General features: G+C 41.3%; 15 protein-coding genes. 9 read left to right on the forward strand and 6 right to left on the reverse strand.

Features of this window, described 5'->3' with window-relative positions; genetic code table 11:
• Position 1 precedes the first annotated feature (1 nt).
• A complete protein-coding gene (gene hemC, locus ACKWBX_RS01125) occupies positions 2–1,576 on the reverse strand; it encodes a hydroxymethylbilane synthase (protein WP_413966799.1) in 1,575 nt (524 codons plus the stop codon).
• The gene (gene hemA / locus ACKWBX_RS01130; RefSeq protein ID WP_413966800.1) at positions 1,573–2,829 is read right to left on the reverse strand and encodes a glutamyl-tRNA reductase; all 1,257 of its coding nucleotides are present in this window, start codon (positions 2,827–2,829) and stop codon (positions 1,573–1,575) included. Before hemA ends, hemC begins: the two co-directional genes overlap by 4 nt.
• Before the next feature lie 192 nt (positions 2,830–3,021).
• Between hemA and ACKWBX_RS01135 the strand changes: the two genes are divergently transcribed.
• Positions 3,022–3,909 carry a helix-turn-helix domain-containing protein gene (locus ACKWBX_RS01135; protein ID WP_413966801.1) on the forward strand — a complete coding sequence of 296 codons (888 nt, stop codon included), beginning with the start codon at positions 3,022–3,024 and terminating at the stop codon, positions 3,907–3,909.
• A 152-nt stretch (positions 3,910–4,061) separates the two neighbouring features.
• A complete protein-coding gene (locus ACKWBX_RS01140) occupies positions 4,062–4,472 on the forward strand; it encodes an EthD family reductase (protein WP_413966802.1) in 411 nt (136 codons plus the stop codon).
• A gap of 23 nt (positions 4,473–4,495) precedes the next feature.
• Here ACKWBX_RS01140 and ACKWBX_RS01145 read toward each other — a convergent pair whose 3' ends face one another.
• Together ACKWBX_RS01145 and ACKWBX_RS01150 are read right to left on the reverse strand one after the other, a co-directional pair.
• Positions 4,496–5,341: an N-acetylmuramoyl-L-alanine amidase-like domain-containing protein gene (locus ACKWBX_RS01145; RefSeq protein WP_413966803.1), complete on the reverse strand. Its 846-nt coding sequence runs from the start codon at positions 5,339–5,341 to the stop codon at positions 4,496–4,498.
• 8 nt (positions 5,342–5,349) lie between these two features.
• Complete coding sequence (locus tag ACKWBX_RS01150; RefSeq protein ID WP_413966804.1) at positions 5,350–6,414, reverse strand: mechanosensitive ion channel family protein; 1,065 nt, start codon at positions 6,412–6,414, stop codon at positions 5,350–5,352.
• A 232-nt stretch (positions 6,415–6,646) separates the two neighbouring features.
• Here ACKWBX_RS01150 and hemH point away from each other — a divergent pair, with 232 nt between their 5' ends.
• From hemH to ACKWBX_RS01165, 3 genes are read left to right on the forward strand one after another with little or no spacing between them, the layout of a single operon-like run.
• On the forward strand, positions 6,647–7,678 hold the full coding sequence (gene hemH / locus ACKWBX_RS01155; protein WP_413966805.1) for a ferrochelatase: 1,032 nt from the start codon (positions 6,647–6,649) through the stop codon (positions 7,676–7,678).
• Positions 7,679–7,726: 48 nt separating this feature from the next.
• Entirely contained in the window at positions 7,727–9,103 is a 1,377-nt protein-coding gene (locus ACKWBX_RS01160; RefSeq protein WP_413966806.1) for an MATE family efflux transporter, read from the forward strand.
• A 47-nt stretch (positions 9,104–9,150) separates the two neighbouring features.
• Positions 9,151–10,248, forward strand: a complete 1,098-nt coding sequence (locus ACKWBX_RS01165; protein ID WP_413966807.1) for a lactonase family protein — start codon at positions 9,151–9,153, stop codon at positions 10,246–10,248.
• A 6-nt stretch (positions 10,249–10,254) separates the two neighbouring features.
• On the opposite strand, the gene ACKWBX_RS01170 is transcribed toward ACKWBX_RS01165, so the two are convergent.
• Entirely contained in the window at positions 10,255–11,568 is a 1,314-nt protein-coding gene (locus tag ACKWBX_RS01170) for an alpha/beta hydrolase family protein (RefSeq protein ID WP_413966808.1), read from the reverse strand.
• A gap of 616 nt (positions 11,569–12,184) precedes the next feature.
• Positions 12,185–13,300 carry an ATP-binding protein gene (locus tag ACKWBX_RS01175; RefSeq protein ID WP_413966809.1) on the reverse strand — a complete coding sequence of 372 codons (1,116 nt, stop codon included), beginning with the start codon at positions 13,298–13,300 and terminating at the stop codon, positions 12,185–12,187.
• Positions 13,301–13,624: 324 nt separating this feature from the next.
• On the opposite strand from ACKWBX_RS01175, the gene ACKWBX_RS01180 reads away from it, so the two are divergent.
• The 4 genes from ACKWBX_RS01180 (at position 13,625) to ACKWBX_RS01195 (ending at position 21,533) form a co-directional block, all read left to right on the forward strand.
• Complete coding sequence (locus ACKWBX_RS01180) at positions 13,625–16,762, forward strand: VPS10 domain-containing protein (RefSeq protein WP_413966810.1); 3,138 nt, start codon at positions 13,625–13,627, stop codon at positions 16,760–16,762.
• A 372-nt stretch (positions 16,763–17,134) separates the two neighbouring features.
• Positions 17,135–17,506, forward strand: coding sequence for an endonuclease domain-containing protein (locus ACKWBX_RS01185; RefSeq protein WP_413966811.1), 372 nt, complete (start codon positions 17,135–17,137; stop codon positions 17,504–17,506).
• A gap of 294 nt (positions 17,507–17,800) precedes the next feature.
• Complete coding sequence (locus tag ACKWBX_RS01190; protein WP_413966812.1) at positions 17,801–20,929, forward strand: VPS10 domain-containing protein; 3,129 nt, start codon at positions 17,801–17,803, stop codon at positions 20,927–20,929.
• Between the two features lie 55 nt (positions 20,930–20,984).
• Complete coding sequence (locus ACKWBX_RS01195; RefSeq protein WP_413966813.1) at positions 20,985–21,533, forward strand: CopD family protein; 549 nt, start codon at positions 20,985–20,987, stop codon at positions 21,531–21,533.
• Positions 21,534–21,582: the final 49 nt, after the last annotated feature.

Genomic DNA, 21,582 nt, shown 5'->3' on the forward strand with positions numbered 1-21,582 from the left:
ACTAAAACCCTTCGTTCACCAAATCAATCAAACTTTCCACATCGGGTATTTTGGCTACTTTCACTTCCTTAAAATGCTTGCGCGCTGCTGCAGCCGTTGTTTCCCCAATACAATAGGCCACTTTATCCGCGCGATTGTTCTTTAGGTAACTTTCTATGGTAGACGGACTGTAAAAAAGAATGCTTTTCACACCTTCTTGTACCGTTTTCCCGGAAAGCTTCGTTTTATAAGCTTCTACTTTGTGTACGACGATATTGTTTTCTTCCAATATCCGAGGCATTTCTTCCAAGCTTAAATTTCCATGGAAATAGGTAAGCTCGGTTCCTTCAATATACTCCACTAAATAATTGGCCAAATTGATAGCATTGTTTTCGAAATGTTTGACAGGACCTATTTTTTTTTGGATAAGGCGGCGTGTCTTTCGCCCTACACAATAAATATTTTCAAATTGTAATTCTGCTGGACTAGCGTTCGTTAAAAGGCTTTCTACAGCATTTTTACTGGTAAATACTACGTTTTTGTGTTTTTGTTTTATGATGGATGGTGCAATACGGTTAGGGCTTATTTTTATAAAATCTTCGGAAGCCACTCTGATGGTCGGTTTGAACCGTTGAAGCTGTGCATCGGTCAGTTTTTTGGTAGAATAAAAGTGAGGGGCGGTATCCGCATTTTGTAGCTCGTTCATCAACCTTTTTCCGCCTCTGCTCAAAATACTTTTGGCACAGTCCACGCCCAGATTTTGATGTCTTCCCAAAGGTGCGGAGAGTGATGCTTCCAGTTTTTTGGAACCGTCCGTAGTCAATAGTACGCCATCCAAAGTTACGTTGTTCTCCTTGTCAATTTTGGCAAGTGCTCCGATGGGCGCGGTACAACCCCCTTCCAGTTCCCGCAAGAACTCGCGTTCCAAACGGGTACAGATTTCAGTTTCTCTATGGTTGAGTGCCGCACATATTTCTTGGACTTCAGGATTATTTTCCATAGCTACCACCATAATGGCTCCTTGTGCCGGAGCTGGCAGCATCCACGTGAGTCCAATGGTATTTTCCGGTTCCAGACCAATACGCGTGAGTCCCGCGGCGGCAAAAATAGCACCGTTCCAGTCATTATGGTTCAGTTTTTCCAAGCGACTGTTGACGTTCCCCCTCAAATCTACCACGGTGTGGGTGGGATAGCGGTTAAGCCATTGCGCTTTTCTGCGAAGGCTTCCCGTAGCGATGATACCTTCCCGTTGGCCAAGAAATTCTTCATTGTCCTTGTAGGCTAGAATATCCAAAAAATTGGCACGTTCCAAAACGGCGGCCTGCACAATGCCTTTTGGTAGGGCCGTAGGTACATCTTTCATGGAATGTACTGCAATATCAATATCGCCATTGAGCATGGCAACATCCAGGGTTTTGGTAAAAATACCGGTAATGCCCAGCTCGTATAAAGGTTTGTCCAGAACAAGATCTCCTGTAGATTTTACGGGGACCAATTGGGTTTGATGGCCTAAAGCTTCCAGCTGATTTTTAACGTTATTGGCCTGCCACAATGCCAATTCACTATCGCGTGTCCCTATTCGGATGATTTTGGTCATTTTCTTTTCGGTTCAAGTTGGAAAACCTTTTGAATCAATTCCAAACTTGAATCGGAATCAATCGTATCATCCTTTAAGTGGTTGGCAAATTGTTTGGTTATTTTTTGGATGAAGCGGTTGGAAACAATATCCGCCTGTTTTGCATCAAAATTGGCCGTTTTTTTAGATTGATAGTCCAGCTCTTCTTCCTTCATGATATGCAACTTTTCTTTTAACGCTTTGATGACCGGAGCAAACTTTCTGGTTTCCAACCATTGGGTGAAGTCGGTTTTGACCTCGTCAATAATAGTTTCCGCTTGTGGAATAAATTGTTTTCTACGCTCAAGGGTCTCATCCGTGATTTGCGAAAGATGGTCCAGATGCACTACCTTTACATTGTTCATTTCCAATACCGCATCATCTACGTTTTTAGGTACGGAAAGGTCCAAAATGAGTAATGGTTTCTTCGTGTAGATCAATTCTTTGGTAACCGTAGGGTGTTGCGCTCCCGTGGCCACGACCAGAATATCCGCCTTTCTGATTTCGGCCTGTAAATCCCCATAATCCTTCACTTCAAGATTAAACTTCCCGGCCACTTTTTCGGCCTTGTCCTTAGTTCTATTGATCAAGGTGATATGTGGATTCTTGGTATGTTTTATAAGGTTCTCACAGGTATTTCTTCCAATTTTCCCAGTACCGAACAGTAAAATATTTTTCTCGGATATATTTTCAACATTGCGAAGAATGTATTGTACCGATGCAAAAGCGACCGAAGTGGCTCCAGAAGATATTTCCGTTTCGTTTTTAATACGCTTACTGGCTTGTATGATGGCATTGCAAAGCCTTTCTATGAAAGGATTGGCGATATCAAGTTTTTTGGAGCGGTTAAAACTTTGTTTTAATTGGCTTATAATTTCAAAATCGCCCAAAATCTGACTATCCAGTCCCGTTCCTACGCGAAAAAGATGCCCAATGGCCTCATTGTTCTTGTAGACGTAGGCCACTTCTTGAAATTCTTCTACCGTACCGTTGGAATGTTCGCAAAGTAATTTGATAAGCTGAAAAGGATGCTGTGCAAAACCATGGAGTTCCGTGCGATTACAAGTGGACGTTGCCAACAGACCATCTATGCCAAGTGCTTTTGCCTTTAAAAGTAATTTGTTGATAGAGGTTTCGTCCAGACTAAACTTACCGCGTACCTCGGCATCGGCCTTTTTGTAGTTAAGTCCTATAGTATAGAAAGAGCTGTGTCTGGAAATATGGTAGTCCTTCATAAAGCAGCACAAAAATAAGGGCAACTCATTTGTAAAAATAACGCTAGAGGAACAATTAACATCGATTAAAGTATTTTTGGATATAATTGGATAATAATACGGCCAATAACACTATTTTTATACTGAATTCAACGTTTAGGAGAAATCTTATTTAGACGCTTTCTAAATAGATAGGATAAAGTTAGAAAAAGGATGAAATTAAAAAATGTCGCTCAAGGTTCATACGAAGAAGTGTTAATCGATGACGGATTTTATGTGTTGAAAATTCAGAACGAAGGTTCCGAAACAATACAGGTTCATAGAGAAATTAACAAACGCTATATTCAATTTCACTTTTGTTTAAAGGGTGGGGCCAAATTCCTTTTCAATCAGGGAAATTACGCATTGGATATTTCAGAAGAGAATTCCCTTTTGTTATATAATACAAAAATGGATTTGCCATTAAATCTAGAGGTTACTCCTAGTTCTTGGATAGTTTCCATCGTGATGACGTTGCGCAAATTTCACTCTTTATTTTCCAGTGATGCCAGTTATATTCCTTTTTTAGCGGATGAGAACAAAGAAAAAAAATATTATGCCCAAGAAACTATTTCGCCTGCTATTGCGGTAGTTTTGAGTCAGATCATCAATTATAATTTGCATCCCACGATTAAAAAACTTTATGTAAAAGGAAAAATTTATGAGTTGATATCGCTCTATTTTAATAAAAGTACGGACGCGGATATAGAACAATGTCCCTTTTTGGTAGATGAAGAAAACGTAAAACGCATCAGAAGGGCCAAAGAATTGATACTGGCCAATATGGCCGAGCCGCCCTCTTTGGCCGATCTTGCCAAAGAAGTAGGCCTCAGTCTAAAAAGGCTTAAAGAAGGTTTTAAACAAATTTATGGAGACTCGGTTTACAGTTACCTGTTCGATTATAAAATGGAGTATGCCAGAAGATTGTTAGAGTCCGGGCAATACAATGTGAACGAAATAGGATTGAAAATTGGCTACAGTACGTCCAGCCATTTTATTGCGGCTTTCAAAAAAAAGTATGGGACTACGCCTAAAAAATATGTGATGGCCTTGGCCAATTAAATTGCTTTTTTAACTGGTTTTATTGTATAGTGTCTAGCACAGTCTTACTTACCGTCAAAACTAATATTGTTTAATTCTAAGGTAGTTAATTTACTGTTTTTGAAGCCATTGGAAAATCATTAACTTTATGCAAACCGTTAAAGCTGAGCTAAATGAAAACCAAAATAGCATTACTGGCATTTCTTATTGTTACATTTTCTTCCTTTGGCCAAGAAAAAGCCGTAATGACTACCGCCAAAGTAAAAACAGGAATGATCAAAGTGGCCATCATGTACCCCAGTGGCGAAGAAAAAACGTTTGACATGGATTACTATTCCAACAAACATATGCCCATGGTCGCAAGTTTGTTGGGCAACTCGCTAAAGTCATGGTCCATTGACAAAGGTATCTCCGGAAGAACGTCAGAAGAACCCATCCCTTATCTAGCTATAGGATATCTGTATTTTAATAAACTGTTCGAGTATCAAAATTCCTTTGGACCGAATGCGGAAAAAATAGTGAACGACATACCCAATTACACCAATATTCAACCTGTGATTCAAATCAGTGAGGTCTACAAATAATAGCCGTTTATCATTTTAATGAATCAAGGAGCGATGGGTCTCGCCACCATGATTCCGGTATTGTTCTTTACCTTTTTGAGGTAATCCGTCAAAGGAAGTTTGGAAACGACCACTTCACCTACGGTCGAAGCATGGAGTAAATGTATTCGTCCGTCTTTTTCCTTTATTGCTATACCGGTATGGGTAATGTCCAAACCTTCTATAGCGGTAGTCAGGGCGATAATATCCCCGGATCGTATTAAATGTTCATTGGCTTCAATTTCATCTTGCGCCAATATGCAAATGGCTTCATTGTTCAAGTAAGCTTCGGAAGCTTTTATCTTTTCAAAGTTTTCTTCATCGCTTAAAAATAGATATAAATCCCGATGGGCACTCATAAAATTAATGGTCTTGGTAGTGGGTTTGCCACCAATTTCCGAGGTGATGTCTTTTAGAAGCCCTTTCTTTTCATTATTATCGATCCATTCCGAAAAGTAGTGCAAGCGGGAGGCATAACCGTTCAGTTTTCCATTTTTATACCGAATGGTTTCTAGCTTTTCGATGAAGTCATCAAAAGAATCTTTGTCATTTTTGAGCATCAAACTAAATGCGAATACATTCTCCACGAATGTAGTACAATCCAAACCGTGGAGGTTAACAACCAGTGATTCCGTCTTTCCAATTTCCAAGGTTTTAGCCACATAAGGAGTGCCTAAGAACGTTTTGCCAACAGCAACCAGTGTTTCGCCAAAATCATTTACGAGTAGACCATCTATTTCTTCTATTTTGGCTTCTACCGCTTGCCTATCTTTAGGGGAGCAGGTAATTTTTTGGGCACTACTAATTTGGAATGCAAAGATTGCCGAAAGTAGCACCGTTAGTTTTTTCATAGATTTTATCATGCATCTTTTTCTGTCATATTCTTAAATAAAACCCTTGTTTGAGCAATACTCTCCGGATAGTTTTCCTGTAAGAAGGAAATCAATTTTTCCCGTACCATCACGCGCAAGTCCCAAGCGGTCGAGGCATCTTTTGCACTCATCAAAGCACGAACTTCTACATAGTCCGCTTTGCTATCCGTAACCTGAATATTGTTCACTTCCCCATCCCATAAATCGGTTCCCTTTAAGATGCTGGTCAATTCTTCACGTAAAGCGTTGAAGGGAACTTTATAATCGGTATACAAATACACGGTACCAAGCAAATCCGCTGAGGTCTTTGTCCAGTTTTGGAACGGTTTTTCAATAAAATATGGCGTTGGGACAATTAATCTTCGCTTATCCCAAATTTTAACGACAACATAGGTCAAGGTAATTTCTTCGATACGGCCCCATTCACTCTCTACAATGACTACATCATCAATTTTTATAGGTTGCGCAATGGCTATTTGAACACCTGCCAAAATAGTACCGATCAGTTTTTGTGCCGAAAAACCAATAATAATGCCCGCAACCCCAGCTGAAGCAAAAATACTGATACCGATTTCCCTGATTTCCTTGAAACTCATCAAAGCGAGTCCTATGGCGAGGATGATTACGATGAAAATAACAATGCGTTCCAGGATATTGAACTGGGTATAAATTTTCCTTGCCTTTAGATTATCGGCCTCGTTGACATCATAACGGTGCAGAAGCACTCTTTTGATAATTTTTAGGATTCCTATGACCAATAGGGTGAAAGCAAGTATAAAGGTGAGCGTACTCGCTTTTTTGAACCAAAAACCATCATCCTCCATTCCAAAAAGCGAAATGAACGATTCCATTCTCACCACGGTGGCCACAAAAAACAGGAACAGTGGCAAACCGATTCTTTTCATAACGCCTTCGGGTAAAAAAGAAGAAGGGTCTTTGCCTAATTTTCTGAGTATGAACAATAAAATCCAGTACAGCACCACAAAACCGATACAGATGAGGCTTAGATGCAGCAATGATTCTTTTGAGATATTTTTGAACAATGAATCCATGTATAGACTATGTTGGATAAAAAACTAGGTTCCCTTTTCCAAAGCTACGATGTTTCATCTATCGATACAATTGATATTACAATTGAAAAACTATTGGTCCGCCAATGGTATCAAATGAATATGAAGGTTTATTTTTGTTCTCAAGTTTTTTGTTTATCAATTTATTGAAAAAGATAGACATTTATTGTTTTTCCGTTTCTAACGGAATGGATATAATTATATTTTATTAGTTATGAAGGGAGTTTTATTGGTCAATTTAGGTTCTCCGGATAGCCCGACACCAAAGGATGTAAAGCCATATCTAGATGAATTTTTAATGGACGGACGTGTGATAGATGCCCCAAAATGGCTTCGCACGTTATTGGTGCGCGGTATCATCCTTCAGACCAGGCCTAAAAAATCGGCCAAGGCCTATGCAAAGATTTGGTGGGAAGAAGGCTCACCCCTCATTGTGCTTTCCGAAAGATTTCAAAACAAATTAAGGAAACATACGGAAATGCCTGTGGCCTTGGGAATGCGCTACGGCACCATGTCCATAAAAAAAGCGTTACAAGAATTGAAAGATAAAGGAGCCGATGACGTATTGTTGGTGCCGCTGTACCCACATTATGCCATGTCCTCTTTTGAAACGGTGGTCGTTAAGGTATTGGAGGATCAACAAAAGCATTTCCCGGAAATGAAAGTGACTACGATGCAGGCATTTTATAAGAACCCGGATTATATTAAAGCCCTTTCCGAAAGTATTGCAGACGGACTGAAAGATTTTGAATACGACCATATACTGTTCTCGTACCATGGGATTCCTGAGCGACATATCCGTAAAAGTGATCCAACGCGTTTTCACTGTAAAATAGATGGGAGTTGTTGTAAAATCAATTCCGTAGCGCACAATACTTGCTACCGTCACCAGGTATATGATACTACGGAAATGGTCAAGGAATATTTGGGACTTCCCGAAGAGAAGGTGAGTACCTCTTTCCAATCCAGATTGGCGGGCGATCCGTGGTTAAAACCATATACGGATTATGAGTTTGAGCGATTGGCCAAGGAGCGCAAAAAACGGCTTGCCGTAATTACCCCTGCTTTTGTTAGTGATTGTTTGGAGACCTTGGAAGAAATTGCCATGGAGGGCAAAGAGCAATTTGAAGAGGCGGGCGGTGAACATTACAAACACATCTCTTGCTTGAACGATAGTGATGCTTGGGTCAACGTAATGGCCAAATGGGTCAATGAGTGGATGGAAACCGAAAAACTACCCGTCTAAAACTACACAGCCATCTCGACTCCGCTCGATGTGACAGATTAATATAAAATGCCCAAAACAAAATCCGATGAACTGGGAATACTGCCCATAAGCAAGCTGCTGATCAAACAGTCTATTCCAGCTTCTATTGGTGTTTTGGTCATGTCATTGAATGTACTGGTAGATTCCATTTTTGTTGGTAATTGGATAGGCCCTCTTGCCATTGCGGCCATAAGTGTGGTACTCCCGGTCACTTTTTTCGTGGCCGCCTTGGGTATGGCCATAGGTGTTGGAGGTGCCAGTATCGTTTCACGTGCGTTAGGGGCCGGGGAGCGGGAAAAAGCGAAACGTACCTTTGGCAATCAGATTACCTTGACCGTACTGGTCACGGTCATCATGATGTTTTTGGGATTGTCTTTTAAGGATGACCTTATTCTTGCCTTTGGCGGGAAGGGCGAGATATTCGACTATGCAAAACCCTTTTATACGGTCGTCTTTTATGGTGTTCCATTTTTAGCGTTGACCATGATGGGCAATATTGTCATCCGTTCCGAAGGAAAACCCAAATATGCTATGATCGCAATGATCATTCCCTCGGTCATCAACCTCACGATGGATTATCTTTTTATCTATGTATTCAATTGGGATATGGAAGGTGCTGCATGGGCCACAACCGTTTCCTATATCATATCTTTTGGCTACCTGATTTATATTTTTCGCTCTAATCGTTCGGAATTACAGATCAGTTTTTCCCATTTTAAACTAAAACTCCCCATTATAAAGGAAATAGGCTCTTTGGGGTCAGTAACTTTGGCACGCCAAGCAATGATCAGTTTGGTCGTACTTATTCTAAATAATATCCTATTTGATCTAGGGGGTGAAGCTATGGTCGCCGTGTATGCCATCATAGGCAGAATGCTAATGTTCGCCCTGTTTCCTATTTATGGTATTGCACAGGGTTTTCTGCCCATCGCAGGCTATAATTATGGCGCAAAAAAGTATACGCGGGTCAAGGAAAGTATTTTTACCGCAATCATTTACGCTTCTTTTTTAGGAACGATAGTCTATGCCGGTCTTTTTCTTTTTCCTGTTGAAATTGCTACGTTGTTTCTGAGCTCAAACGAAAATCTTAGCACTAATGAAATCGCTATCAATGAATATGTTTTGGAGCATATTTCCGTAGCAATGCGATGGGTCTTTGCAGCTACTCCCGTCATTGCGATACCCTTGATGGGCGGTGCCTATTTTCAAGCGATTGGTAAGGCTATACCCGCAATGTTATTGACCATATCACGACAAGGATTTTTCTTTATCCCCTTGGTGTTCATACTCCCCTATTTCTATGGAGAATCGGGAGTTTGGACCTCCTTCGCCATTGCGGATGTTTTGGCAACGATCGTTACATTGTGGTATCTGCGTCGGGAAATCAAAAGAACTCTTTATTAATGCTTTTGTGCATCGGATTGAGTATTTTAGGCCGAAATTCATCTAAAATGAAAAAAACAATATTGTTTTTATCCATAGTTTTATCTTTTTCTTGTACCCAAAATAAAAACGACTCGGAAATGACCAATTTATATGTAGGAACTTATACGGATGGCGATAGTGAAGGGATTTACCAGCTCAAATTCAATACAGAAACAGGAGCGTTGACCCAGAAGATAATCAAAGCGAAACTTCCCAATCCATCTTTTTTGGCCATCACCAAGGATAAGAAAAATCTTTATGCAGTTCAAGAAACAAACAGTTTTGAAAACGATGCGGGAGCGGTGACCGCTTTTGCTATGAAAAACGATAGTTTGATTGAACTGAACACGGTTTCTACTGGTGGCGCACATCCCTGCCATGTTTCTTTATCCCCGGACGGGGACAAACTGGCCGTTTCCAATTATAGCGGAGGGAACGCGAGCGTTTTTAATATTGATGCAGAAGGCAAAATAGCTGGACAATCTGCTTTTATGGACCATAAAAAACTGGATACGCTAAAAACGCCCCACGCTCATATGGCCCAATGGCTCAATAATGAAATTTACATTGCGGATTTAGGTCTGGACGCGTTATTGGTTTATGAGGACGATGATATGAAAAATGCGAAGCCAACGGCTAAAATTCCATTGCCCACAGGTGCCGGCCCAAGACATTTTACAAGTACGCAAAACGGAAAATTTCTTTATGTTATCAATGAACTGAACTCCAGTATCTCCGTATTTGAAAAAGATGTATCGGGAAACTATACCTCAAAACAGAATGAATCTACCCTAGCCGAAGATTTTAAAGGAGAGAGCTTTTGTGCGGACATTCATATCTCCAAAGACGAAAAGTTCCTATACGGCTCCAACAGAGGGGAAAACACTATCGTGATATTTTCAATAGACCAAGAATCGGGCCGTTTAACGCTGGTAGGCCGCGAAAGCGTAAAAGGGGATTGGCCGCGCAACTTTGCGATAGATCCTTCGGGAAAATTCCTTTTAGTGGCCAATCAAAAGAGTAACAATATCACGGTTTTTAAGAGAAACACGGCGGAAGGCACACTGACTTTTATGAGTGAGATGGTAATATCCAGCCCAGTCTGTCTTCAGTTTTTGAACTAATTTAAATTATTCTTCTTCTTTGGGTGTAGCGTATAATAGTTCCATACCGGTAGAGGACCTTGGTTTAAAACCCGGCCAATCCTTTTTATTGGAATCTTCGGGGATTTTTAAGTAGGCAGACATATCTTTTGCTTTGAGATGTTGCGCTAAAAAGGCCGTTACAAAATGTTGGTTTACATTGTTTATTTTTCGCTGGTCCCATGAAGGTTCGGCGTATCTGTAGTATTCATCAATATGCAGGCCCGGTCGTAAAGATTCCGCGGGCGGGGGATTAGGGGCTACATTATGTCTGGCGTTCTTGTAGGTAAGTAAATACCGTTCAGTATTTACGGTTCCTTCATAAATGGCTTTGATGCCCTTTTCATATCCAGATATATCGTCTTCGCTGCCCGCAATAAAAAAAGTAGGCTTGTTCAGGCCTTTAAGTCCTTCGGCATTCCAAACTCCGCGTTCCATTCCCCAAGGGGCAAAAGCAACAATCGCTTTTACACGTTTATCAATCGTCTTTTGATATTCGGGATTACTGGCAGCCAAAGCGGAAATAGCGGTACTTCCACCCGTCATCTGCCCGAAAAAAGCGGAGAGACCGTCACTGTAACCCGCACCACCAACATTCAACACCCCATAGCCACCCATGGAATAACCGATAATCCCGGTTTTGGAAACATCTATTAAATTGTATAATATATCGTTTTTGTTACTATTTAGTTTTTCCAGTTGGTCAATAACAAATCGGATATCTTTTGGCCTGTTCAGCAATGTGCTTTGAAATGCATTTGCATCTCTAAAAGTAGATTCCGTGTGGTCAATAGCCGCAACCACATAACCTTTGGAAGCAAGATTTTCTGTCAAATAGGTCATTAAATAACGGGAACCCACATAACCATGGGAGACAATGACAAGCGGGTATTTTTCCATATCAATTTTGGGTGTTGCTCCCTTTAAGGCCCTTCCTTTAAAGGTGAACGGGATCAATGGTCGTAAAGAATCGCCACGCGTGCCCATCACCTCTTCATAAACAACAGATACTTCCGTACCGGATGCCAAATCTGCAGGATACCAAACTTCTACCGTTAAAGGCCTATTGTATATAGGGTCTTTTCCATCTTTAGAGTTTAAAATATCCACCTGATTCGGATGTACCATTTCAAGCGTTTTCACCCCAACCGCGTACATTCCTCTTGCTGATAGCTCTGGAGCATCGGGAAGCATATCGCCGTATATAAATTCGTTTTGTGACCGGACTTCATAACCTGTAAAAAACAGGAATACCGCGATAAGAACTGTAGTTCTAAATAGTGTAGGGAGTATTATTTTCATGTTGGGCCGTTTCAGTTTCCTTTTAAAGGTAGCCAAATTTAAACATCCCTTTTCGTGCTGCGAAAGGACTTCTTTGCGATTGCCTCCAGGTCTTTTGAAATCAACTTAAATTATCAAGGTGAAGAGGGTTTCTTAAGTCCTTTATACGGATCAGAAATAGACAGCATCAGATACTACGGCTACTTTTATGGGGTGCTTTTGCATGGCAAGTCAGTTTAAGCTCCGATACCTATTGGGGCGGGGAATTAGTTGGGTAAGGTGGGGAAACCTACGAAAGAGAACTATTATGTACCAATTTTTAATCCTTCACATAAAACAAGAGTTTATATAGAGAATTTTGAATCTTTGTCAACTAACGCCATTTTTTAATACTCTTTCTTCACTACGTTTAGTCTGATTAATTTAAATACCCATTGAAACCAAATTCTTTTCTCGCTTTTACTTCGACTCCGCTTAGGATTACAGCACAAAAATTGTTTTTCTTGTATGGTCTTAAAGAACAAAAGTGAAAAATACTACGGCCAACTCGACTTGTTGGTCTTTATGTATTCCACGAACGGCAGATTCCCAAATTTCGACGGCGAGTTGTTGTTTGTTCATAGTGTCCGTTGTTTATTTATTGTAAAAACTCTCTAAAATTATCACGGGTAACCACCTTAACCTCAGTGTTGTAGGTTGCTATAAACGTTTTTGGTATTTTAACCTTGCGTTGCGCATTCCATTTGAGTTCATACCCTTTTATGGTTCTGGCTTCTTCTTCTACATAATCAATTTCTTGTTGTTGTACCGTTCGCCAGAAATAGCCTTTTGCCAGTGAACCAGTATAGGCATTCTGTTTTAAGCGCTCTGCAATTAAAAAATTTTCCCAAAGGCTGCCTTTGTCTTGGCGGACTTCCAAAGGATTTAAATCGCCAATGATGATATTTCTTACTCCGGTGTCGTAGAAGTATATTTTTTGATTGGTTTTTATTTCATTCCGTAAATTTTTGCTGAAACTGGGCAACCTAAAAATAACATAGGCTTGACAGAGCAAGTCTATATAACTCGATACGGTTTTTTTATCGATGCCTAGAAGTTGTGAAAGTTCATTGTAGCTCACTTCACTTCCTATCTGAAAAGCCAAGGCGCGCAGTAACTTTTCTAAGAGTTCCGGTTTACGTATACCCCCGTAGCTTAATATATCCTTATACAGATAGCTGTCGGTTAATTGTTTCAATACCGCTTTTTCATCCCCGAAATTGGTAATCACATCTGGGTACATACCATATACTATTCGCAGTTCTAATTGTTGTTGTGCTTTTAGATAGCCAATATTATTTTCAAACTCGTTCCATGAAATAGGATATAGTTGATACTCCCATTTTCTTCCGGTCAGCGGTTCTTGTGTTTGGTTATTCAGTTCAAAGGCAGATGAACCACTCACCAAGACCTGAACAGATTGAAGTTGGTCCGTGAGCAGTTTTAACGTAAGACCGATATTCTCGATTCGTTGGGCTTCGTCAATAAATACAAGGGCATGATTTCCTATTATATTCTTGAGCTGTTCAATATTTGGGTTGGTCAGTAATTTTCTGATTGTGGGATCATCACCATTGAGAAAGAGATGCTCCTTTCCTTCCAATAAAGTGTTGAAAAGCGTAGTTTTGCCCACTTGCCTGGGGCCGGTTAGTAGAATAGCTTTACCTTTTCCAAAGCGCGCACTAATCTGCGATTCTAATATTCGTTTAATCATATTTGGAGATTGTAATCCCTAAATATACTATTTTTTGAGGATTACGATAGCTAAAAATAGTTTTATAAAAGTAAATTACGCCGTAGTTATAAGATAGATTGAAAAAATTATTTCTTACATTTTTATAAGGCTATTGCACAATATGGAAGCTCCTATTGTGCGCGTTCGTATATCATGCACAATATTTCTCTATTTTGTGTTTTTAAAATAGAAAGTTGGTTACCCAGATTCTTAATCTATCTCTCCAAAAACTCTATCAAACACCATTTTTTTAATACCCCTTTCTTCACTACATTTAAAGGGACTAATTTGAAGACTATTAAAATGAAAACTCGCTACAACTTTCTAGGGCTGTTAACTACGGCCCTTTTCCTTTTTACTTTTACCTCCGAAGCACAAAGAAGAAAAAAAACACAACCTGTCAAGACCGCTTTCCCGCAAGAGCTCTATTCCAGCATGGAGTACCGTTCCATTGGTCCGCATCGCGGTGGGCGCTCCGCTGCCGTAACCGGCGTACCGGGAGAACCCAACCTCTTTTATTTTGGTGCCGCAGGCGGTGGGGTGTGGAAAACTATGGACGGCGGCCGTACGTGGGAGAATATTTCCGATGGCTATTTTGGGGGTAGTATCGGTGCAATCGAGGTGGCGAAAAGCGACCCAAATGTAATCTATGTTGGCGGTGGCGAAAAAACATTAAGAGGCAATGTATCCTCGGGCTATGGTATTTGGAAAACCGAAGACGGTGGAAAAACATGGACCTCCGCCGGACTCAAAAAGAGTAGGCATGTGCCGCGTATCCACGTTCATCCGACCGATTCGGATGTCGTGTATGCAGCCGTACTCGGTAATATTTATAAACCTACCCAAGACCGAGGTATTTACAAATCCACCGATGGTGGAAAGACGTGGAGCAAGAAATTATTTGTCAACGATCAATCAGGTTTTGTCGATTTGACCTTTGACCCAAACAATCCAAGGATTCTATACGCTTCTTCATGGCGTGCGAAACGTACGCCCTACAGCCTGAGTAGTGGGGGTGAAGGTTCCGCCCTATGGAAAAGTACCGATAGTGGTGAAACGTGGAAAGAGATTTCCAAAAATGATGGTTTCCCAAAAGATACCTTGGGCATCATAGGTGTTACCGTTTCCCCTAAAAATAGCGAACGTGTCTGGGCAATCGTTGAGAACAAAGCCAAAGGTGGACTCTACCGTAGCGATGATGGGGGCAAAAAATGGACGCGCATCAACGAAGAACGCAAATTGAGACAACGAGCGTGGTACTATACTAGGGTATATGCAGATACCGAAGATGAAGACATCGTATATGTGCTCAACGTCCGCTATCATAAATCTACCGATGGTGGGAAAACTTTCAATACTTTTAATGCACCCCACGGGGACCATCATGATTTATGGATATCACCGGAAAATGGTCAACGTATGATTATTGGTGATGATGGGGGAGCGCAAGTGACCTATGACGGAGGCGAGACTTGGAGTACCTATTACAACCAGCCCACGGCGCAATACTATCGCGTGACGACCGATAATGCGCATCCGTACCGTATTTATGTGGCGCAGCAAGATAACTCTACCCTGCGCGTAAACCATCGTTCGGATGATGGAAGTATCGGGGAAGATGATTGGGAACCTACCGCAGGGGGAGAATCGGCACATATTGCAGTAGATCCAAACAATAATGATATTGTCTACGGAGGTTCTTACGGTGGATTCCTAACTCGGGTAAATCACAAAACAGGAACGGTTCGTGGCATCAACGTGTGGCCCGATAACCCTATGGGATATGGAGCTGAGGGTATGAAATATCGTTTTCAATGGAATTTCCCCATCATGTTCAGCAAGCACGACCCCAAGAAATTATACACGTTCTCACAACATGTACATAGGAGTACTAATGAAGGTCAGAGTTGGGAGTTGCTTTCGGATGATCTAACACGGAACGACCCTGATAAATTGGTTTCCAGCGGCGGACCGATTACGCAGGACAATACGGGGGTGGAATACTACTGTACCATTTTCGCGGCAAATGAGAGTCCATTGAAAGAGGGATTGCTATGGGTTGGAAGTGATGACGGATTGGTACATGTTTCTAAAGATGGCGGTGCCAATTGGGAAAATGTAACGCCTTCCGGAATGCCCGAATGGATGATGATCAATAGCATAGAACCTTCTCTTTTTGATGAAGGAACCTGTTACGTAGCAGGCACACGATACAAGTTGGGAGACTTTAGGCCCTACCTCTACAAAACCACTGATTATGGTAAGACATGGACGAAAATAACGAACGGTATAAATGAGGAGCATTTTACCCGTGTAGTCCGTGAAGACCCGAAGAGGAAAGGTTTGTTATACGCCGGAACTGAGACCGGAATGTATGTTTCTTTTGACGATGGCGCAAATTGGAGTCCGTTTCAACTCAACCTTCCGATTGTTCCCATCACGGATTTGGCGATAAAAGACAACAATTTGATCGTTGCTACCCAAGGGAGAAGCTTATGGATTTTGGATGATCTCACGGTCTTACATCAATTGGATGATTCTAAGAAAAGTATGTCGGCTATTTTATACAAACCCAAAGATTCATATCGCACCAAAGGAGGAGCTTCAAGCGAACCTTCAAAGACGGAGGGGGTGAACCATCCCAACGGCGTCATTTCACATTTTTATTTGAAAAATCTTGCTGAAAAAGATAGTGTCGCACTGACCTATACAACAACGGCAGGAGATACTTTGGCATCCTTTAGTAACTCGGCCAAAGATAAAAGCAAAAAGTTAAAAGTTGAAAAAGGAGGCAATACCCATGTTTGGGATACCCGCGGAAAAGAGGCGGAAAAACTAAAGGGGATGATTTTTTGGTGGGCGAGTTTCAATGGACCAAAAGCTGTGCCCGGGAAATATAAAGTCCATTTGAACGTAAATGGTTCAAACCGAACACAAGAATTCAATATTGTTCCCGATCCACGTGCCGAAGTTTCTATAGCCGATATGCAAAAACAGCACGATTTTATTTCGGCCATCAATAAAACGGTTGACCGTGCCCATAGTTCTATAAAGAAAATCCGTAAGGTCAATACGCAGCTCGAGGCCTTTACAAAGCAATATAAGGACAATGAGAGCACAAAGGAATTGGTCGAAAAGGCAAAAACGATGAAGGCCGAATTTGAAAAAATCGAAAAAGCGCTGTACCAAACGAAAAATCGAAGCAATCAAGACCCCTTGAACTTTCCCATTCGTTTGACGAACAAATTAGCACATTTGAACAGCTTGGTCGGTTTGGATGATTTTCCGCCCACAGATCAAGACATTGCTGTTCAAAAGGAACTGACCGGCAAAATTGAAACCCAATTAAAAGCTTTTGATGCAATGGTAGACAAAGAGCTACAGGATTTCAATGCCGCTTTCAATGACTTGAAATTGAATTATTTGTTTGTGGAGGAGTAGGGTAATAGTTGTCAGTTGATGGTTGATTGGTGTTTTATGCTCGATGCTCGGTGTTGGAAGTAAGGTGAAAGAAAATGAATAGACCCAAATCCTCCCCTGTCAAGGGGAGGTGCCCGCCTTGTCTCCGACGAGTGAGGCACGAACGAGAGGAAGACATAGAGGGGTTTGGTGAAGTAACTCAGAAAGTTCAATACAAGAACAAACTATATTTAATAATTAGAGGTCTCGGAAAAAGCGAAGGAGTTTTAAAGAAGTAATAAAGAAGGTTTAATTATACAAGTTCCTAGCCTCAACCCCTCCGGCTGTCGCCACCTCCCCTTGAAAAAAGGGGAGGATCCCCTGAAGGTTCAAATTTTGTAGTACGATGTAATAATGCCCGAAAAACTATACAATTATAAATACCTGAAAGAGTTTAGAAAGGAGCTACGGAAAAATCCAACAAAGGCAGAATCGCAATTGTGGAAAGCGCTTCAAAAAAACCAATTAGAAGGAAGAAAATTCAGAAGACAACATAGCATAGGAAATTATATTGTCGATTTTTACAGTTCTAAAGAAAAACTGATAGTAGAATTAGACGGACAAGTACATGACAATTTTGTCAACGAAGAATATGACACAAAACGAACCAAATATCTTGAAAGCCTAGGTTTTAAAGTTTTGCGTTTCGAAAACTATTTGGTCTTCGAACAATTAGATATGGTTCTAGAAGCCATAAAAGCAGAATTTAGACAAAAAGATGAATAACGCGGTCCTCCCCTGTGAAGGGGAGGTGCCCGCCTTGTCTCCGACGAGTGAGGCACGAACGAGAGGAAGACATAGAGGGGTCCTGGTAAGGTAAGCAAGAAATTTAATTCATCAAACCTAGTTTTTAAATAAATAAAATTTTAAAGTTTAGTGGGAATGAGGGATTTTTATTAAGCCATCTAGAAAGTTGAATCATTCAAGTCCCTAGCCCCAACCCCTCCGGCTATCGCCACCTCCCCTTGGCAGGGGAGGACTCAAGAAAAGAACATTATATCAAGAAATAAACAATCCAAAATGAAAAACAACATCCAACTCCTATTGCTAATCTTCCTAACCACAACTACTACCTTCGCCCAAACAGCAGAAGACTATTTTAAACCCCTAAAATTCCGAAATATTGGTCCCTTTAGAGGTGGACGTTCAGTCTCCGCTAGCGGAGTAGTAGGTGACCCCATGACTTATTATATGGGTACTACGGGCGGTGGACTTTGGAAAACTGAGGATGCGGGTCAGCGTTGGAACAACATTTCAGACGGGTTTTTTGAAATGGGCTCTGTGGGTGCCGTTACAGTTTCGACCTTAAATACAAATATCGTTTATGTGGGTATGGGCGAACACGCACCACGTGGGGTGATGACTTCCTACGGAGACGGAGTCTACAAATCCACCGATGCCGGAAAGACCTGGAAGCATATGGGACTCAAGGAAACCCAGCATATTTCACGAATTATCATTCACCCAACGAATCCCGATATCGTTTATGTGGCAGCACAGGGTCAATTGTACGGCCCGAATAAGGAGCGTGGCATTTATAAATCAACAGATGGCGGAAAGACTTGGAAAAATACCCTTTTCATAAATGAATTGACAGGTTGTGCCGAACTTTCGATGGATGCCAATTATCCCGAAATTATGTATGCCGCGATGTGGGAACATCAGCGCAAACCCAATATGGTAGTCAGTGGCGGCGAAGGGAGCGGATTGTACAAATCCACCGACGCAGGGGAAACATGGACAGAAATGACCGAAGGCCTTCCAAAGGAAAAAGGGAAAATGGCGATTTCCGTGAGCCCCGCAAATTCCAATAAGGTGTACGCTTTGATTGAAAGTGACAGTAACCAAGACAAAGGGGGACTCTTCGTTTCCAATGATGCCGGAAAAAGTTGGACTATGGTCAGTGGAGATAATAGATTAACGCAACGTGCTTGGTACTATATTGAAGTATTTACAGATCCCCAAGATGAGGATATTGTTTATGTGTTGAGTGCTCCGGCCTTACGTTCTTTAGATGGTGGAAAAAACTGGGAACGTATCACAGGTACCCACGGTGATTTTCATGATTTATGGATAAATCCTGAGAATTCCTTAAACATGGTTATCGCCAATGATGGTGGAGCAGCCGTTACGTTCGACTTTGGCAAAACCTGGTCTTCACAAACGAATATGCCTACGGGACAGTTTTACCGTATTAATACGGACAACCTGTTTCCGTATAATATCTATGCCGGACAGCAAGACTATTCTTCGGCGATGATTGCAAGTATGTCCGTTGGAAGTAGTGGTATTACGATGTCCGATTTTAGTCCCTCTGCGGGTGGGGAAAGCGCTTTTTTGGCCTTTGATCCTGACCATCCCAGATATGTGATGGGCGGAAGTTATTTGGGTACTATCGAGGTCTTGGATACCAAGTCAAAAGCCTCCACCAATGTTATGGCAGCACCTATTCAGTATTTGGGACGGGAAGCACGAAACATGAAATATCTCTACAATTGGAACGCACCGACCTTACGCTCCCAACATGAGAAAAATACGTTTTACCACGGGGCGCAATTGTTGTTGCGTACTCGCGACATGGGAATGACCTGGGAAGAAGTGTCTCCGGATTTAACGCGTGATATAGATGCCAAACAAGGCAATGGTGGCGGCCCTTACACTAACGAAGCGGTCGGAGCCGAAAACTATGGAACACTGGCCTACGTTTTGGAATCACCGCATGAAGCAGGTGTTTTCTATACAGGAAGTGATGATGGCTATGTACATATTACCAAGGATAATGGAGAAAGCTGGCAGAATATCACTCCAAAAAATTTGGGAGAGTCTTTAGTGAACGCCATCGAGGTTTCGCCACATGATAAGGGGACGGTTTATATCGCTACTACAAAATATAAATTTAATGACCATACACCCGCACTTTATAAAAGTATGGACTATGGAAAAACCTGGACGAATATTTCTTCGGGAATTCCATATGGCGCATTTACACGGGTAGTCCGTGAAGACCCGGTTCGCAAAAACTTGTTGTATGCCGGTACCGAAAAAGGATTATACCTTTCTTGGAACGGTGGGAAAAGCTGGAAGCCTTTTCAGCTTAACCTTCCTAAAACTCCGATTACGGATATTAAAATCCACCAGGGAAATTTGATCGTAGCCACTTCAGGAAGAGCTTTTTGGATATTGGACGACCTTTCAATGTTGAGTCAGTACGAGCCCACTCAAAAAGGAATGAAATTATACCGGCCCAACGATGCCATGAACGGTTCTTGGTACAGCCCCATGAGCGGAAACACGGATAAATTCAAAGGGACCAACACTTTGTCCGGCATAAATCCTGCAAACGGAATGGTTATGTATTATGAGCTTCCAAAGTTAAAGGATACTACAGAAATTATTATGGAAATTTTGGATTCCGATGGAAAGATGGTCCGTAGTTTTTCTTCCGAAAAAGATAAAAATTACAAACCGAATAATGGAGGTGGCCCCAGACCTGAACCGACCTTATCGAAAAAAGAAGGCTTGAACCGTTTTGTTTGGGATATGAAAACGTATCATCTGCCGGGAATCCCCGGCGCGTATATTGAATCTCGTTTTGCCGGACACGTAGTTCCTCCGGGCACATACACAGTTCAATTGAAGTCCGAAGGCAAAATGGTCACCACTGAAGGCAAAATCGTCGCGGTACCGACTTTCAGTACTACACCCGAGCAGTATACGGAATACCATACTTTTTTGACCGATGCCGAAGCAAAACTAACCGATATGCACAATACTGTAAATTCTTTGTACAAAGCGCAAAACCAGATCAAGGAAGTATTGAAAGAGGTAACGGATGCTTCGGTAAAGGAGGAAGGTGAAAAGTTATTGAAGGCCTTACAGGCGTGGGATGTCGATATGATTCAACGGAAATCCAAGGCGTATGACGATGTTGAAAATTTCCCCAATAAATTTACAGCGGAGTATTTATTTTTAATCGATGCTACAAACAGCACAATTCCCAGAGTGAACCAACCTTCAAAAGACAGAAAAGCAGAACTTGATGGACAATGGAACATTTTAAAAAGCAAAGCAGATTCTTTTATGAAAACCACTATTCCAGATTTCAATAAAGAATTATGGGAAGCAGGTGTTGGGGCGATACGCATTTAAGCTGTCAGTTGTTGGTTCATAGTTGTTCGATTACTTAATTTTACCATCAACTAAAATGGAATACTACTACTACATAAAAGCCCTTCACCTTATTTTCGTAATCACATGGTTTGCGGGTCTTTTCTACATTCCACGCTTGTTCATTTATCACATTGAGGCCTCCGAAAAACCATCCCCTGAAAAGGAAATATTGACCAAACAATTGAAGTTGATGACCAAACGATTGTGGTACATCATCACATGGCCATCCGCTATTTTGGCTACTCTCTTTGCCGTTTGGTTATTGGTCTTAATGCCATCTTGGTTACAGCAATCATGGATGCACATAAAACTCGCTTTTGTGCTACTACTTTTTTTCTATCACGGAAGGAATCATCTGATATTCAAACAATTGAAAGGAGATAGAATAAAATATACTTCTCGGTATATGCGTATTTGGAATGAAGTGGCAACGTTGGTCTTGTTTGCGATAGTGTTCTTGGTCGTTCTTAAAAGCGCCATCGATTGGGTCTTCGGTGTTGTTGGGATATTAGTTTTGGGCATTATGCTGATGTTGGGTATAAAATTGTACAAACGTATCCGAGAGAAAAATCCTGAAGCATAGAAAATTCAAATTCAAGAATCAAGTTCAATATACGGTTTCGCTTTTTTTG

This window comes from Maribacter algae (assembly GCF_047345745.1).
Classification (GTDB): Bacteria; Bacteroidota; Bacteroidia; order Flavobacteriales; family Flavobacteriaceae; genus Maribacter.